General features: G+C 59.2%; 16 protein-coding genes. All 16 read right to left on the bottom strand.

The window, feature by feature from the left end; translation table 11 throughout:
• Positions 1-3 precede the first annotated feature (3 nt).
• Complete coding sequence (ribD, locus tag SIB92_RS07065) at positions 4-1,113, bottom strand: bifunctional diaminohydroxyphosphoribosylaminopyrimidine deaminase/5-amino-6-(5-phosphoribosylamino)uracil reductase RibD (RefSeq protein WP_412555127.1); 1,110 nt, start codon at positions 1,111-1,113, stop codon at positions 4-6.
• A 2-nt stretch (positions 1,114-1,115) separates the two neighbouring features.
• A complete protein-coding gene (gene nrdR / locus SIB92_RS07070) occupies positions 1,116-1,583 on the bottom strand; it encodes a transcriptional regulator NrdR (RefSeq protein WP_294114180.1) in 468 nt (155 codons plus the stop codon).
• A 229-nt stretch (positions 1,584-1,812) separates the two neighbouring features.
• Positions 1,813-2,229: a secondary thiamine-phosphate synthase enzyme YjbQ gene (locus tag SIB92_RS07075; protein ID WP_412555128.1), complete on the bottom strand. Its 417-nt coding sequence runs from the start codon at positions 2,227-2,229 to the stop codon at positions 1,813-1,815.
• Positions 2,230-2,242: 13 nt separating this feature from the next.
• The gene (locus SIB92_RS07080; protein WP_412555129.1) at positions 2,243-2,668 is read right to left on the bottom strand and encodes a hypothetical protein; all 426 of its coding nucleotides are present in this window, start codon (positions 2,666-2,668) and stop codon (positions 2,243-2,245) included.
• Positions 2,669-2,689: 21 nt separating this feature from the next.
• Positions 2,690-3,112, bottom strand: coding sequence for a hypothetical protein (locus SIB92_RS07085; RefSeq protein WP_412555130.1), 423 nt, complete (start codon positions 3,110-3,112; stop codon positions 2,690-2,692).
• Between the two features lie 115 nt (positions 3,113-3,227).
• Positions 3,228-3,653 (bottom strand): hypothetical protein, encoded by a 426-nt coding sequence (locus tag SIB92_RS07090; protein ID WP_412555131.1) that lies wholly within the window; start codon positions 3,651-3,653, stop codon positions 3,228-3,230.
• A 135-nt stretch (positions 3,654-3,788) separates the two neighbouring features.
• On the bottom strand, positions 3,789-4,070 hold the full coding sequence (locus SIB92_RS07095) for an HlyU family transcriptional regulator (RefSeq protein ID WP_412555132.1): 282 nt from the start codon (positions 4,068-4,070) through the stop codon (positions 3,789-3,791).
• Between the two features lie 3 nt (positions 4,071-4,073).
• Entirely contained in the window at positions 4,074-6,065 is a 1,992-nt protein-coding gene (gene rpoD, locus SIB92_RS07100) for an RNA polymerase sigma factor RpoD (RefSeq protein WP_412555133.1), read from the bottom strand.
• A 128-nt stretch (positions 6,066-6,193) separates the two neighbouring features.
• The gene (gene dnaG / locus SIB92_RS07105; protein WP_412555134.1) at positions 6,194-8,161 is read right to left on the bottom strand and encodes a DNA primase; all 1,968 of its coding nucleotides are present in this window, start codon (positions 8,159-8,161) and stop codon (positions 6,194-6,196) included.
• Positions 8,162-8,176: 15 nt separating this feature from the next.
• Positions 8,177-8,515, bottom strand: a complete 339-nt coding sequence (locus tag SIB92_RS07110; protein ID WP_294114165.1) for a hypothetical protein — start codon at positions 8,513-8,515, stop codon at positions 8,177-8,179.
• Positions 8,516-8,549: 34 nt separating this feature from the next.
• Entirely contained in the window at positions 8,550-9,095 is a 546-nt protein-coding gene (locus SIB92_RS07115; RefSeq protein ID WP_412555135.1) for a sarcosine oxidase subunit gamma, read from the bottom strand.
• A complete protein-coding gene (locus tag SIB92_RS07120) occupies positions 9,088-12,018 on the bottom strand; it encodes a sarcosine oxidase subunit alpha family protein (protein ID WP_412555136.1) in 2,931 nt (976 codons plus the stop codon). The genes SIB92_RS07115 and SIB92_RS07120 overlap by 8 nt, the downstream gene beginning before the upstream one ends.
• Positions 12,015-12,287, bottom strand: coding sequence for a sarcosine oxidase subunit delta (locus SIB92_RS07125; protein WP_412555137.1), 273 nt, complete (start codon positions 12,285-12,287; stop codon positions 12,015-12,017). Before SIB92_RS07125 ends, SIB92_RS07120 begins: the two co-directional genes overlap by 4 nt.
• A complete protein-coding gene (locus SIB92_RS07130; protein ID WP_412555138.1) occupies positions 12,284-12,841 on the bottom strand; it encodes a hypothetical protein in 558 nt (185 codons plus the stop codon). The genes SIB92_RS07125 and SIB92_RS07130 overlap by 4 nt, the downstream gene beginning before the upstream one ends.
• A gap of 10 nt (positions 12,842-12,851) precedes the next feature.
• Entirely contained in the window at positions 12,852-14,108 is a 1,257-nt protein-coding gene (locus tag SIB92_RS07135) for a sarcosine oxidase subunit beta family protein (protein ID WP_412555139.1), read from the bottom strand.
• Positions 14,109-14,257: 149 nt separating this feature from the next.
• Positions 14,258-15,121 (bottom strand): hypothetical protein, encoded by an 864-nt coding sequence (locus tag SIB92_RS07140; protein WP_412555140.1) that lies wholly within the window; start codon positions 15,119-15,121, stop codon positions 14,258-14,260.
• Between the last annotated feature and the right edge of the window lie 53 nt (positions 15,122-15,174).

Genomic DNA, 15,174 nt, shown 5'->3' on the forward strand with positions numbered 1-15,174 from the left:
GGTTTATCGCGGATGGCGCTGCGCCTCGATGCGGTGCCACACACTCATCACATCCTGTCCCATGCGTTGCTGCGACACCAAGTCAAACCGCGGTGCCTCACCCAATCGGGCCAAACCCATGGCGCCGATCGCCGGATGGCCTTCGGCCCCAATCACAACGCCGGCAGAGAAGGTGATTAACTCGTCCACCATGTCCGCGGCCAACAAAGACGCCGCCAGCGCCCCGCCGCCTTCACAAAACACCCGCGTTAGCCCTTGTTTACCAAGCGCTTCCAGCACGCCTTTCGCAGACAAATGCACGCCCTCCAGCGGGCATGGCAACAACGTCGCCCCGAGGTCTCGCCACGTTTGTTGCAGGGATGTATCTGCGTCGCTGCCGTGAATAATCCAGACCGGCACATCTTTGGCCGTCTGCGCAAGAACACTCATCAATGGCAGGTCCAATCGTCGCGACACAACCACGCGCACCGGCTGCGCGACCTCACCAAAACCGCGCACAGTCAGCGATGGGTCATCTGCTCGCGCCGTGCCGCCACCAACCATGACGGCATCGTGCCGCAGACGCATGCCATGCACGGCCCGGCGCGACTCCGGCCCGGTGATCCAACGACTTTCGCCTGTGGCCGTGGCAATCCGCCCGTCCAATGTAGTTGCCAATTTCAAGGTCAGAAACGGACGCCCAAGATCGGTTTTCAGAAAGAACCCCTGGAGATCACGCGCCGCTTCATCTGCCAGAACGCCCGTAGTCACCTCGATGCCAGCCTCGCGCAGCATCGCCAAGCCACGCCCGGACACCCGGGCATCACTGTCTTCGACGGCCACAATCACACGCGCCACCTGCGCCGCAATCAGCGCCTCTGCACAGGGCGGTGTCTGTCCATGATGGGCACAAGGCTCAAGCGTCACGTAAGCTGTCGCACCACGCGCCGCCGCCCCGGCCTGCGCCAAAGCCACCGGCTCCGCATGGGGCCGACCACCGGGCTGGGTCCAGCCCCGCCCGACAACACGCCCGTCTTTCACAATGACACAGCCCACAGCCGGGTTTGGCCAGCAGACACCCTGACCGCGTCGGCCCAATGACAGGGCCAACGCCATGTAACGGCGATCAGTCACGTTTACTCCTCAGGAGATGGGTCGGGACGCAGTTCGCTTACAAATTTATCAAAGTCGTCGGCGGCTTGGAAGTTCTTGTAGACGCTGGCGAAGCGCACATAGGCCACGGTATCAATCCGCGCCAGCGCTTCCATGACAATCTCACCGATGGTCTTGGACGGGATATCGGTCTCGCCCATGCTCTCCAAACGCCGCACAATGCCGCTGATCATCTGATCAATGCGCTCCGGCTCCACCGGGCGTTTCTGCATGGAAATACGGATCGAGCGCTCCAGCTTGTCACGATCAAAGTCTTCGCGACGGCCGTTGGATTTCACAACCACCAGATCGCGCAGCTGCACACGTTCGTAGGTCGTAAACCGCCCGCCACACGCGGGGCAAAACCGACGACGACGGATCGACACATGATCCTCCGCAGGCCGCGAATCTTTCACCTGAGTGTCGATGTTTCCGCAAAACGGACAGCGCATAGACTTCCCCTTGTTTCATCTGCTCTTTGCCTGTGCCGCAATAAGTTACGGCGTGGGTTGGGTATTTTCCCAAGTTATCCACAGGCACTATAGGAGAGCTACAAGTCTTTGGGTAGTGGCAAAAAGACACCCCAAGATGGGCGGTACTGGGAAAACACATTCCGCTTTCCCCCTGAAGATTTTCCGCCACGCCCTTATCTCAAAATCAAAGGCCCAACGGTCTTTCCATTCATGCACCTAAATGCGCTGTCACACGTCTCGTGTGCGGCGCATTCCTGTGTTCAAACAGATAAATCCCCTGCCAAGTTCCCAACGCCAACTGCCCGTTTGTCACAGGAATGGACAAAGACACCGGCATCATCGCGGCTTTGATATGCGCCGGCATATCATCAGGCCCTTCGTAGGTGTGCGTCAGGTAGTTCATCGACGGATCAGTTGTTGGCGGCACAAGCCGGTGAAAGAAGTTCTGCAAATCTGTCTGCACTTCCGGATCCGCGTTTTCTTGAATGAGCAAACTGCATGAGGTGTGCCGCACGAACAGCGTCAGCAGTCCCGTACGGTCACTTTGTGTCACCCAACGTGTTACATCTCGTGTGAACTCATAGAGCCCGGGGCCACGCGTGGAGACGTGAAACTCAGTGTGCATTGTATTGGGCCTGTTAACTGGTGTCGCTGTTTTTTGGTGGGGCGCAACTGTTGCGCGCACGCCCTACGCTGTTGGCTTGCCCGACGCCTGGCCCCCAATTTCCGGCGCGCCCCGTGGCACCAGACACCTGCTCCGGCGGCTTGAGCGAGAACTGTGCCGCGTCGGGACTGTTCATCGTAACGCCTCGGCCTGCGCCACCGACTGTATAGACCAGCGCGCTGTCCGGCGCCCCCAGTTGGCGGCTGGCGTAAGACCCCGCCCCACACCAAAAGTCCGACTTACGGCCATTTGGTCGCGCAATCACCTCAAAGACATCGGCATTGACCGGGTTCACCCGCACGCCATTGCGCGCTGTGAACGCCGCGCTGCCACCGGTTTGACAGCCCACCAAAGCCATCAAGGAGAGGGCGGACACAAATTTGGAAGCAGGCAGTCTCATATGGCCTCCAGCGGGCTTAAGTCACGCCCAGAAGTTGTTGCGGTCTATGTTGCAATCCTGACGCGCTGCGCCCACCGACTTGCTGGAGCCCAATCGCGGCCCCCAACGACCAGAGCGCCCAGTTGCGCCCTGTACCGCCTGCGGTGGCTTCAGGGAAAACTGTGCAGTGTCAGGATTTGACGACACAGTTCCAGGCCCGGTCCCGCCAACAACATAAATGCGCGCCCCGTTTGGCGCGCCCAACTGCCGGCTCGCATAGTCACCGGCGCCGCACCAAAACTCAGCTTCAATAGCGTTTGGTCGTACACCAACTTCAAACACATCCGCATTCACCGGGGTCACACGTACCCCGCCTCGGGACACGAACCCACCGCCGGAACTTGTGCTCATACAAGCACTCAGCGCCAACGCACCAGCCATCACCCCAATTGTTACCGTCTTCATTCGAGCCTCCATTGCCCAGCCCTACGACACTGCCGCCTAGTTCTTTCAGGTGCCGGACCGTGTTGGCGATCAAATCACGCCCATGCCCCGGCTTCAATGCCACCTGCGCCCCGCGTCAAAAGAACGCGAAGGGATCACCAATAATGCGGCAGTAACGCCGCGCATCCGCTACAAACTCATCTTCGCCAATTCGGGGGCCATAGGTGCCTTTGTGACCAGTTGCGCCGCTTGCCTGCCCGTCTGGCTTCAAGGAGAACTGTGCCGCATCCAAACTGTTTGTAGTTACCGCCCGGCCGGCCTCTCCAACCACATAAATCCGCGCTCCTGCGGGCGCACCAAGCACCTGTGCTGCATAGTTCCCGGCCCCACACCAGTATTGCGCCATCGGGTTGCCGCCCGGCCTGGAGATCACCTCAAATACATCGGCAGAAGCCTGGTTCACACGGATATTGCCCACGGTCGCAAAATCGCTCGTCCCCAAACCGCCCCCTTCGGAGCAGGCGGCCAAAGCCAGAAATGCCAAAGCAGAAAGCTGTTTCATCAATAATCTCAGGAATCTACGCCCACCCACCATGGTAGACAGAGCCAGACTACCTGCAATCTATCCAAGAGAAAAGGCCAGCAAAGCTGCTGGCCCGTTCACTTTTTCATCTTCCGTAAATGGAGCTTGAGTGCCTCAGAAAATCTGATCGCCCATCTGGTCAATCATCTGCTTAGCCTTGCCAACAGAGGCCTCCGCGGCCTCGCCCTGATCGCGCAGCACATCAGCCCGGATCAACGTATGGCTCTTGGCCTCGCCATTCACCACACCGTCAATGCGCGCGGAAATGCGGAACTGACCGCCATCCGGGATTGGGCACGGGGTGATCTGGTAGCCTTTGTATTCCACCGGTTGGGCTGCCTTTTCAGCAGCGGCATCTTTGGCACCGCCACCAAAAAGCTTCTTCAGGAACGACATGGCTTACTGATCCAGGAAGCTGCGCAGTTTGCGCGAGCGGCTTGGGTGCTTCAGCTTGCGCAGTGCTTTCGCCTCAATCTGACGAATACGCTCCCGGGTCACGCTAAACTGCTGCCCCACTTCCTCAAGGGTGTGGTCCGTGTTCATACCAATGCCAAAGCGCATCCGTAGAACCCGCTCCTCACGTGGGGTGAGGCTCGCCAGAACACGGGTGGTGGTCTCTTTGAGGTTCTCCTGAATGGCGCTGTCCAGTGGCAGCACGGCATTCTTGTCCTCAATGAAATCGCCCAGCTGGCTGTCTTCCTCATCCCCGATCGGGGTTTCCAGAGAGATCGGCTCCTTGGCGATTTTCATCACCTTGCGCACTTTCTCCAGAGGCATCTGCAACTTCTCGGCCAGTTCTTCCGGCGTCGGCTCACGGCCAATCTCATGCAGCATCTGACGTGAGGTCCGGACCAGCTTGTTGATCGTTTCGATCATATGCACCGGAATACGAATGGTGCGCGCTTGGTCGGCAATCGAGCGGGTGATCGCCTGACGGATCCACCAGGTCGCATAGGTGGAGAACTTATAGCCACGGCGGTATTCGAATTTGTCCACCGCCTTCATCAGGCCGATGTTACCTTCCTGAATAAGATCAAGGAATTGCAGGCCGCGGTTGGTGTATTTCTTGGCAATCGAGATCACCAGGCGCAGGTTGGCCTCGACCATTTCTTTCTTGGCCTGACGCGCCTCTTTCTCACCTTTCTGAACCTGTTGCACAATGCGGCGGAATTCCGGGATGTCCAAACCGACATACTGGCCCACTTGCGCCATGTCGTTGCGCAGCTCGGTCACTTTGTCGACAGAGCGCTCCATGAACATCTGCCAACCACGACCGGACTTCTCGGACATGTCGTCCAGCCAGTTCGGGTCCAGCTCGCGACCACGGTAAGCCTCGATAAACTCACGACGGTTGATACGGGCTTGGTCGGCCAGCTTCACCATGGAGCTGTCGATCTGCATCACACGGCGGTTGATGCCATAGAGCTGGTCGATCAGCGCTTCGATACGGTTGTTGTGCAGGTGAAGCTCGTTCACCAGTTCGACAATCTCGGAGCGCAGCTTCTGATAGGTCGCCTCATCCCCTTCAGAGAAGGAACCGTCCTCGTTCAGCGTTGCCGAGATACGCGCGTCCTGCATATCCGAGAGCATCGCAAAGTCGCGTGCAATGATGTCGAGCGTTTCCAGAACCCGCGGCTTTAGCGCAGCTTCCATCGCAGCCAAGGACATGTTGGCCTGCTCGTCTTCGTCATCATCGTCGTCTTTGGCAATCGGGTTGCCGTCCGCATCAAGCTCCTGCTCGGCTTCCTTCTTGGGCGCAGAGGTCACATTGGCCGCTTCGGCCACAGGGGTTTCTTCGCCCTCTTCTTCGCCGTCCTCACCCATCTGGTTGCCAAAGGTGGTTTCCAGATCAATCACGTCCCGCAGCAAAATGTCTTCTGACAGAAGTTCGTCACGCCAGATGGTGATCGCCTGGAAGGTCAGTGGGCTTTCACACAGACCGGCGATCATCGTGTTGCGACCAGCCTCGATGCGCTTGGCAATCGCAATTTCGCCTTCACGGCTCAGAAGCTCAACGGACCCCATCTCGCGCAGATACATCCGCACAGGGTCGTCGGTACGATCCAGTTTCTCGTTGTTGCCTGAGGCAATCGCCACGCCACGGTTGGCAGAAGACGTGTCCACAACGGCGGTGGATTTTGCCTCTTCTTCCTCGGCTTCTTCGTCTTCAATGATGTTGATGCCCATTTCGGACAGCATCGACATCACGTCTTCAATTTGCTCGGAACTCACCTGATCCGGGGGCAGAACCTGGTTCAGCTGATCGTAGGTGATGTAGCCCTTCTCGCGCGCCTCTGCGATCATTTTCTTGACGGCGGCCTGGCTCATATCGAGCGAGATTTCGGCGTCCTGATCGGCGGGCTTCTGGTCGTCGTTGTCCTTGGCGGCCATTAAGTGCTCCTGCAAGTTCGGGCTGAAGGTGATTCGCTGGCTCCGAATCAACCCCGCAATAGGGTGATTCGCAACCCCACCGCGCCCGTTTTCTTCATGTGTTGCTTACAAGGCTGCGCCTTGGAGGCTTAACTCCGGCGTGGCGGCTTCCCGCCCCTTGTAAAATCGATCATATCTCGTAGCGCATCCAACGCTGCGCGTTCATCCTTGTCAATTGGCGCCCCATTGTCGCCAACAGCAAATTCGCCCCCGCCTTCATCGTCGAGACCGCTTTGCATTGCCTTGTTTCGCGCCTCTGCGGCCTGGCCCAAACGCCAGGTCATCGCCTCATCAGCCACGCTCATGAGGTCTTCTTCCGCTTCGGCGATTTCTTCGCTCAAGCCCCGCACGGTTTTGAGCTTTGCGAGCTCCTCGGTCAGCGTCATGCGCGCAAGCGCCATGTCGCCGGGTTTGCGTACGGCGGGGGTGATGGCGACATGGGGTTGGCGCAGCAGGTTTTCAACCATCTCCGGCCCCAAAGCCATTTCCACATTGCTGCGCGGGTCCGGCGTGTTGGCATAACGCAACAATACATCGCGCAGATAAGCGTTGTCCTGGTCCAGACACTCCATGCTTTCGATCTCATATTCGAAATCGTCAAGCAGTTCCGGATTGACCAAAGCCACCGCCAAAACCACCGCCTCGCGCACCCGCATCTCTACCGGGCCTTCGCTCGCGGCCAGCATCGACGTCTTAGTGTGCACCTGCACCGTTGGCTGCGCATTCCACTTGCCTCGGCGCCCACCCGAGAAGCCACCGCCGCCACCGCGTTGCGGGCGGAACAACTCATAGCGCAGTTCCTTGATCGCCTCGCCATAGTGGCTCCGGATCGACGGGTCTTGGATCAATTTGATCTTTTGCTTGAGCAGCTTGTCGAGCGCGGCCCGGCGTTCGGGACTGTCAAAGACCCTGCCCTCTATCTCGCGTTGCCACAACAGGTTCACCATCGGCATTGCGGCATCAAGCACCTTCTGCACCGCCCCAGCCCCTTTGGCCTTAATCAGGTCGTCCGGGTCTTGCCCCTCTGGCATAATTGCAAAGCGCAGCGACTTGCCGGCCTCCAGCAACGGCAAGGCCAAGTCCACCACCCGCATTGCGGCGCGAATGCCCGCTTTATCGCCATCCAGCGCAATGATTGGCTCGTCGGAAATGCGCCACAGCAACTGCAACTGGTTTTCTGTGACCGCCGTACCCAAGGGGGCCACCGACGCGCCAAACCCGGCCTCACAGAGCGCAATCACATCCATGTAGCCCTCAGCCACAATCAACGGCTGGCCTTTGCCCGCCGCCTCACGCGCTGGTGCGTGATTGTAAAGGCTGCGCCCCTTGTCAAACAGCTCGGTCTCGGGGCTGTTGAGGTATTTGGCATTGTCATTGGGGTCCATCGCGCGACCACCGAAGGCAATGCATTTGCCGCGCGCATCACGGATCGGGAACATGATCCGGTTGCGGAAGGTGTCATAAGGCTTGCCGCCCTTGTTAGAGGGCTTTGCCAGCCCAGCACCCAAAATCAGGTCCGGGGCCACGCCTTTACCGGTCAGCGCATCCCACAGCCCCTGCCAACCATCCGGCGCAAAGCCGATGTCAAATCGATCCCGCGTGTCCTGCGCCATGCCGCGCTTGTCCAGATAAGCCCGCGCCTCCGCACCTGCTCCGGCATTCAACATCAGCCGGAAATGCTGAACCGCCATTTCCATGACCTCAGCAAGTTGCGTGCGCCGATCCGCTTTTTGCTGCGCTTGCGGGTCGCGCTTTGGCATGGTCATCCCGGCCTCTTCGGCCAAGATCTCTACCGCCTCCATAAAACCCACATTCTCGGTTTCGGTCACGAATTTGATCGCGTCCCCTTTGGCCTGACAGCCAAAGCAATAGTAATAACCCTTGCGGTCATCCACATGAAAAGACGCGGTTTTTTCATGGTGAAACGGGCATGGCGACCACATATCCCCCTTGCCCTGATTGGACTTGCGCGGATCCCACATGACTTTGCGCCCCACCACGTCAACAATGGAGGTGCGGCTGCGAAGCTCATCTAGAAATCCGGGCGGTAGGGACATGGCAATCCGATCAGGTCAGTTTGAAGCGGACTTCTGCATTTCCTGAATTTGGTCCCAATTGTCCAGACACTGTTGCTCAACTTGTGCGCCCAGATCGATCTTTTTCAGGTCGCGCTTTTTGGCACCATAGACCACAGGCGCAAAATGCGTGATCGCCGCGTTGTAGTTCTCTGGCCAGGTCGGTTCATTGGCGAGCAGATACTCTTCAAGATCCTTGGCCTTCACACGGTCGAGCCGCGCGTCCTGAATAGCTTTGATCACCTGACCCTGGTACTTGCAGGTGTCTTCTTTGCCATCGGCGGCATAGGCTGCTGCGCTGCTCAGCATCAGCGCCACGAGAGTATAACGGACCATCAAGGCCTCCTGAATCACTTTAGACCCAGCGAGACTACCCCCGTGCGGCGACGCTTTCCATGGCCCTTTGCAAATCGTGAACAAGTGTCTTTGCCATGGAGCGGAACGCCATGATCTGAAACGCCTGCTCCCCAACCCGTGTGATCGACACAGTCATATGCCCCAGCATGGTGCGCGCCGTATGCCCCCGCTTGAAGGTAGCCGTCCGTACATCCACAGGCACAAGCCGCGCCAACACATCCTCTGCACCAGCGCCTTCCAGCTTCACAACCGCCCAAGCATCGCTTTGGTCCACCACAGTGGCCTCGTTTTTGAGGCTCCAGTTCGGCGCAGGCCCCACCAGCATGGCTTGATCCCGCCCGAACCAAACCGCCCGCGCCGCCGCCGTGCCCGTTACGCGATTGGGTTTTGGCATCACCATCCCATGTGCGGATTTCAGCAACTCGGAGCAAGCCTCAAGCCGCCCCTTGCGCGCCGTCAACATCGTCAGACTCACCGGCAGATCTTCGGTCAAAGACACATCGCCCACGGTGATCGGCAACAGCCCTTCACACGGCGTCTTTGCAAGCAACTCAACCACGCATCCGCCCTCCCTCTGGATCAAAGAACACCGGATCACAGACCTCACAGCGCGCGGTGACACCGCGCAAATGATCCACCATCATCACCTGCTCGCCATGACGTGCGCGGCCATTGCGCAAAAACGCCAATCCCAGGAAGCTCTCCAAAGTCGGCGAGAATCCAACCGAGGTGGTGTACCCCTGCTCATTCTCCCGCACCGGCTCCGCATCCACCTCAAACAAATGCGCCCCGGCGGTCAGTTGTTTCACCGCGCCCACAGGCTTCAAGCCCACCAACTGCTCCCGCTCCGCACCAGACAGCCCCGGCCGCTCGCTCATGGTTTTGCCAATGCAGTCTTTCTTGGCGCTCACCATGCGCTCCATGCCAATGTCAAAAGCCGTCGTGCGCCCATGAATTTCCGAATGGGTGATAAAGCCTTTCTCGATGCGCAGCACATTGAGCGCCTCCATGCCATAGGCCCCACCGCCCAGCGCCTCCGCCTTTTGCACCAGCACGTGGTACAGGCTCTCGCCATAGCGCGCCGGCACCGCAATCTCATAGGCGTGTTCCCCGCTAAACGAGATGCGGAACAACCGCCCGCGCACGCCGCCAACCGTGATATCGCCGCAAGCCATGAACGGGAAACTCTCACTGTCGATCTCCTCGCCCACAACACCAGACAGCAGCTCGCGCGACTTCGGTCCCGCAACTGCAAACTGCGCCCATTGCTCGGTCACCGGTACCATCGACACATCCAGCTCCGGCCGAAAACACTGGTGCACATACTCCAGATGCCGCATCACTGGCCCCGCCGCTGCCGTGGTCGTGGTCATGACAAAATGCGTGTCGCCCAACCGTGCGGTGGTGCCGTCATCCATGACGGTGCCATCTTCGCGTAGCATCAGACCATAGCGCACCTTGCCAACCTTCAACGTGCTGAAGGTGTTGGTGTAGACAAAGTCCAACAACGCGCCCGCATCCGGGCCCTGAATGTCGATCTTGCCGAGCGTGGACACGTCGCACACGCCAACCGCATTGCGCACCATCTGCACCTCACGGTCGCAGCTCTGCCGCCACTTGGTTTCGCCTGCCTTTGGGTAGAAACTCGGCCGATACCACAGCCCGGCCTCAATCATCGGCGCACCATCGGTGACGCTGGCGTCATGGCTGGTGGTAAACCGTTCCGGCGCAAAACCAATGCCCTGCCCACCTGCACCCAGCGCGGCAATACTCACCGGCACAAACGGCGGGCGGAAGGTAGTGGTGCCAGTCTCTGGTATTCCCCGCCCTGTCGCATCCGCCAGCACAGCCAGCGCGCCCATGTTGGAGTTCTTCCCCTGATCCGGCGCCATACCCTGTGTGGTGTAGCGCTTCATATGCTCCACAGAGCGGAAGTTCTCTGTCGCCGCCTGCTTCACGTCCTTCACGGTCACATCGTTCTGGAAATCCAACCAGGCGCGCCCGCGCCCAGCCACCGCCCAAAGCGGCTCCATGTTGTAAGGCGCATCCTCCGCTGATGGCAGGTCCGCGTCCCCCACCTCAAAGCCCAGCGCCTCGACAGCTTCTTTTGCTTTCTCAGCGCCTTCCTTAAACGCGCCTTGAGTAGAGAACGTTCCGTTACAGGCCCCCGCCGTGGTCAAACCCGGCACCATACCGTCCACAGGGCCAAAGCTTTGAATATCCTCGCGCCATTCAGGACGCCCATTCATGTGACAGGTCAGATGCACCGTTGGGTTCCACCCGCCGGAAACAGCCAGACAATCGGTGCCAAGCTTCTCTTCCCCGCTGACCGTTCGGTAGGTGACACTTTCCAGCGCCTTGCGCCCGCCGGTGTCACAAACTTCGGCCCCGTAGATCACCGGATAGCCTTGCCCATCTGGCCCACCTTTCCGACTGTCCAACACGGCGGTCACATGCACGCCCGCAGCTTTCAGGTCCCGCGCAGTGCGATGGCCGTCATCATTGTTGGTGAACACAGTCACCGCCCGCCCCGGCGCAACACCATAGCGATGCAGATAGGTCCGCACCGCCGCCGCACCCATGATCCCAGGCCGGTCATTGTTCTTAAACGCAATCGGCCGCTCTATGGCACCCGCGCAGAGGATCGTGCGCTTCGCCACAATACGCCAGAAGCACTCCAAAGGTCGCCCATTGGCGCCATTCAAATGATGGCTCACCCGCTCCAGCGCGCCAAAGGTGCCCTGATCATACGCACCCGTCACCATGGTGCGCAGCATCAGCCGCACATTGGGCATGGCTGCCAGTTCATCCACGACATCCGCCGCCCATTCTGCAGCCGGAATGCTATCAATCTCTTCACGCTCGCCGTTCAGACGCCCGCCCAGCACGCTGTCTTCATCGGCCAGAAGCACGTCCGCCCCGGCCCGCGCCGCCGTCAACGCCGCCACAAGGCCCGCAGCCCCCGCGCCAATCACCAAGACATCGCAAAACGCAAAAGCCTTTTCATAGAGGTCTTCGTTGTGCTCCCCTGACAGCGCGCCCAAACCAGCCGAGCGGCGGATGATCGGCTCATACACCCGCTCCCAAAACGCCTTGGGCCACATGAAGGTCTTGTAATAAAACCCCGCCCCAAGAAACGGCGCCGCCAGATCATTGATCGCCAACAGGTCCAAGTCCAGATTGGGCCACCGGTTCTGGCTGCGCACCTCCAGCCCGTCATAGATTTCTTGCATGGTCGCCCGCACATTGGGCTCTTGATGCGCACCGCGCCCGACGGTGACCAGCGCATTGGCCTCCTCCGAGCCAGCCCCCATCACGCCCCGTGGCCGATGATACTTAAACGAGCGCGCCACCAGCTTGATGTCATTGGCCAGCAAGGCCGAGGCCACCGTGTCCCCCGCAAACCCTTGCACAGTGTGACCATCAAAGGTGAAGCTGACCGGCGTGCTGCGGTCCACCTGCCCCTTGCCTGCAACCCTCATGCGCTGGCCTCCTTCACGTCAGACGCCAGCTCGGTTGCGAGCACCTCATGGGTCAGCGTGTTGCGGGTCACCACAATCCAGACACCGCAGCCGCCTTCGTGGTACCACAGGTCCCGCGTCACACCTGCCGGGTTGTCGCGGTTGTGCAGGTAATCATCCCACACAACGTCACTTGCCTCAGGATCGGGACGGTCCAGCACCACCGCATCGCCCATGTAGTAAAACTCGCGTCGATCACGCTCGCCACAGTGCGGACAAGTCAATCTCATTTGCTATCACCATCACCGCTTGGGCCTTCAAATATGGCCGCATCAGATACGCCATACACAGACCGCGCCGCCTCACAGTGCTGTGCGTCCGCACGGAACAGCTTGTATTTCACGGCCTTGCCCGGCACCTCCGCCAAATCCACCGCGCCGCCACAGCTGTCGGTCTCGCCCACCATGAGATAGCTGGTCTCAATCGTCATGGCTTCACCGCTGTCGCGGGTCACAAAGAAATTGCCGCCGTCACATTCCACCGTGCAGCCCTTGCGCCCACCACTGTCAAAACACAGCAGAAACTGGTCCAACACTTGGTCTGCAAACTTAGTGCCCGCAACGTGCCCCTGGTTGGTAAACCCAATGAGCATGTTGGCCAGTTTGTTCTGGTTCTCATCGCTGTAGATCCACAGCTGCATCCAATCGACCACCTGCGCCGGTTGGCCCGCGAGATGTGCATCTGTGTAATCCCGCACATAACACCCTTCCGGTGGTCCTTCGGCCAAGACAGGTCCGGCCATCAAAGCACCACTCAACAGAACACTCTTGAAAACGCTCTTCATCGCCGCCCCCTCAATGCAAGTTGTGCTGAGAGCCGGTGCCCTCTTCATCCATGATGCCGACACCGGTGCGGAACCGATCCATGCGGAACTTAGCGGCATAATCATGGTGCTGATCCGTCGCCATCAAATGCGCCATGCACCAACCGCTTGCGGGCACTGCTTTGAAGCCGCCGTAGTTCCAACCGCAATCGATGTAGAGCCCCTCGATGCCCTCCATCTTGTCAATGATCGGCGATCCATCCGGCGTCATATCCATGATCCCACCCCAAGAACGCAGCACCTTGGCCTTGCCGATCATCGGCATCAACGTCATGCCTGCTTCCATGACGTGCTCTTTCATGGGCAGGTTCCCCCGCTGCGCATAGGAGCTGTAGAAATCCAGATCCCCGCCAAAGACCAAACCGCCCTTGTCTGACTGGCTGATATAAAAGTGCCCCATGCCAAAGCTGATCACGTGATCGATCACCGGCTTCAGCCCCTCGGTCACAAAGGCCTGCAATACATGGCTCTCAATCGGCAATCGCTGCCCCGCCATGCCCGCCACCAGACCAGACCGCCCGGCCACGATGATGCCAACCTTCTTGGCCCGAATAGAACCGCGTGTGGTCTGCACCCCCTTCACAACACCGCCCTCAATGTCGATGCCGGTCACTTCGCAGTTCTGCACCAGATCAACACCGCGGTCCGACGCGCCGCGCGCATAGCCCCAGGCCACCGCATCGTGCCGCGCGGTGCCTCCACGCGGATGGTACAACCCGCCATATATCGGAAACCGACCCTGCTCAAAGTCGAGAAAAGGCAGCATTCTGCGAACGCCTTCGCGGTCCAGCAGCTGCGCATCGTCGCCTTGATTGATCATCATGTTGCCACGCCGCGCAAAGGCATCGCGCTGCGCGTCGCTGTGGAACAGATTGATCAATCCTCGTTGGGAGAACATCACATTGTAGTTCAGTTCCTGCTCCAGCCCTTCCCAGAGCTTCATCGAATGGGAGTAAAACTCGCTGTTGCCCTGAAGGAAGTAATTGGCGCGCACAATCGTGGTGTTGCGCCCGACATTGCCGCCACCAAGGTAGCCCTTCTCCAGCACCGCGATATTGGTCATGCCATGGTTCTTGGCGAGGTAATAGGCCGTCGACAACCCATGTCCGCCCCCGCCAATAATCACCATGTCGTACTCCGGCTTGGGCTGCGCATCGCGCCAATGACCCGTCCAACCTTTGTTGCCGGTCAGTCCTTCTGCCAAAACCTTGAGGCCGGAAAACCGCATCTTTTTGCCCCCTGAATGCCCGCTCTAGGCGTGTCATTAAATTCGACACGACCTCCTGACATCAGGCGCAAAAAACACATGCAAGGATGGTCGCTTAGCGACAGAATGCGTCGCTAAACGCACAATTGCAATCAGGCTCTCTCAAGCCCTCAAAACGATAGGGAAAACGCCACGCCCAGCAGCGGCGCGGTGTCATAGCTCTGCTTGGACAGGGTTGTACCAGTCGCATTTTCCACCGCTAGGCTGCCATCCACTTCCGCGCCGGCAAACAGCACAAAGCTCATGCCTGGATTTGGGTCATAGGAAAGGCTCACCACCACGGGCACGCTCTTGTCCTGCCCCACATTGCCCCCTGCAAGCGCAAAACGGTTGGTCTCTTGCCGGGCGGACAGGGTCAAACCCCAAGTGTCGCTCACGTCATACCGCAACGACAGGCCCGGCCCCTGACTGGCCCCAAGAGTAGGACCGGTGCTCAAACTCCAACGATTGGCAAACTGCCAATCCAGCAGAAGCGCCGGAAAGGCGTCATAGTCATCGCCGCCAAGCCCTTCAAACGCCCCGAACGCAGGACCAATCACCAGATTGTCGCCCACCTCCCAGCTGACACCGGCAAACAGACCCGCGCTGCGACCGTCACTTGCCGACGCGCCAGAGGCATAACGACTGCGCACAGATGGCGCCACAAACCAACGCATCCCGCTTTCCGTGCGCCCCGCCAAGGAGACTGTCACCGAACGCTCGTCTACCTTGTCCCAAAGCGCAGGCGTTCCGCGAAAGTCATAGTCCGATTGTCCAAAGGTCGCAGACACGCCGTAGCTGATCCCATCCGGATTGCGGTGAAACGCGCCGACGCGGCTATACACACGATCCGACGAGAAACTCCCGCCGCTGTTGGTATCCGTGCTGTCTTGGTTCAGGTAGGCGCCATCTATGCTGAAGATCCAGCCCTCAGGCGCTTGAGCAGAGGCCGCACTAGCCGCAACACTCATCGCGGCAACTGTCAAAATACGCATCACGGAAAATCCTCGAAATGTTTGGTCCATACATCGTACGCGACCAGCATCTG

Source organism: Shimia sp. MIT1388 (assembly GCF_047124445.1).
Taxonomy (GTDB): domain Bacteria; phylum Pseudomonadota; class Alphaproteobacteria; order Rhodobacterales; family Rhodobacteraceae; genus Shimia.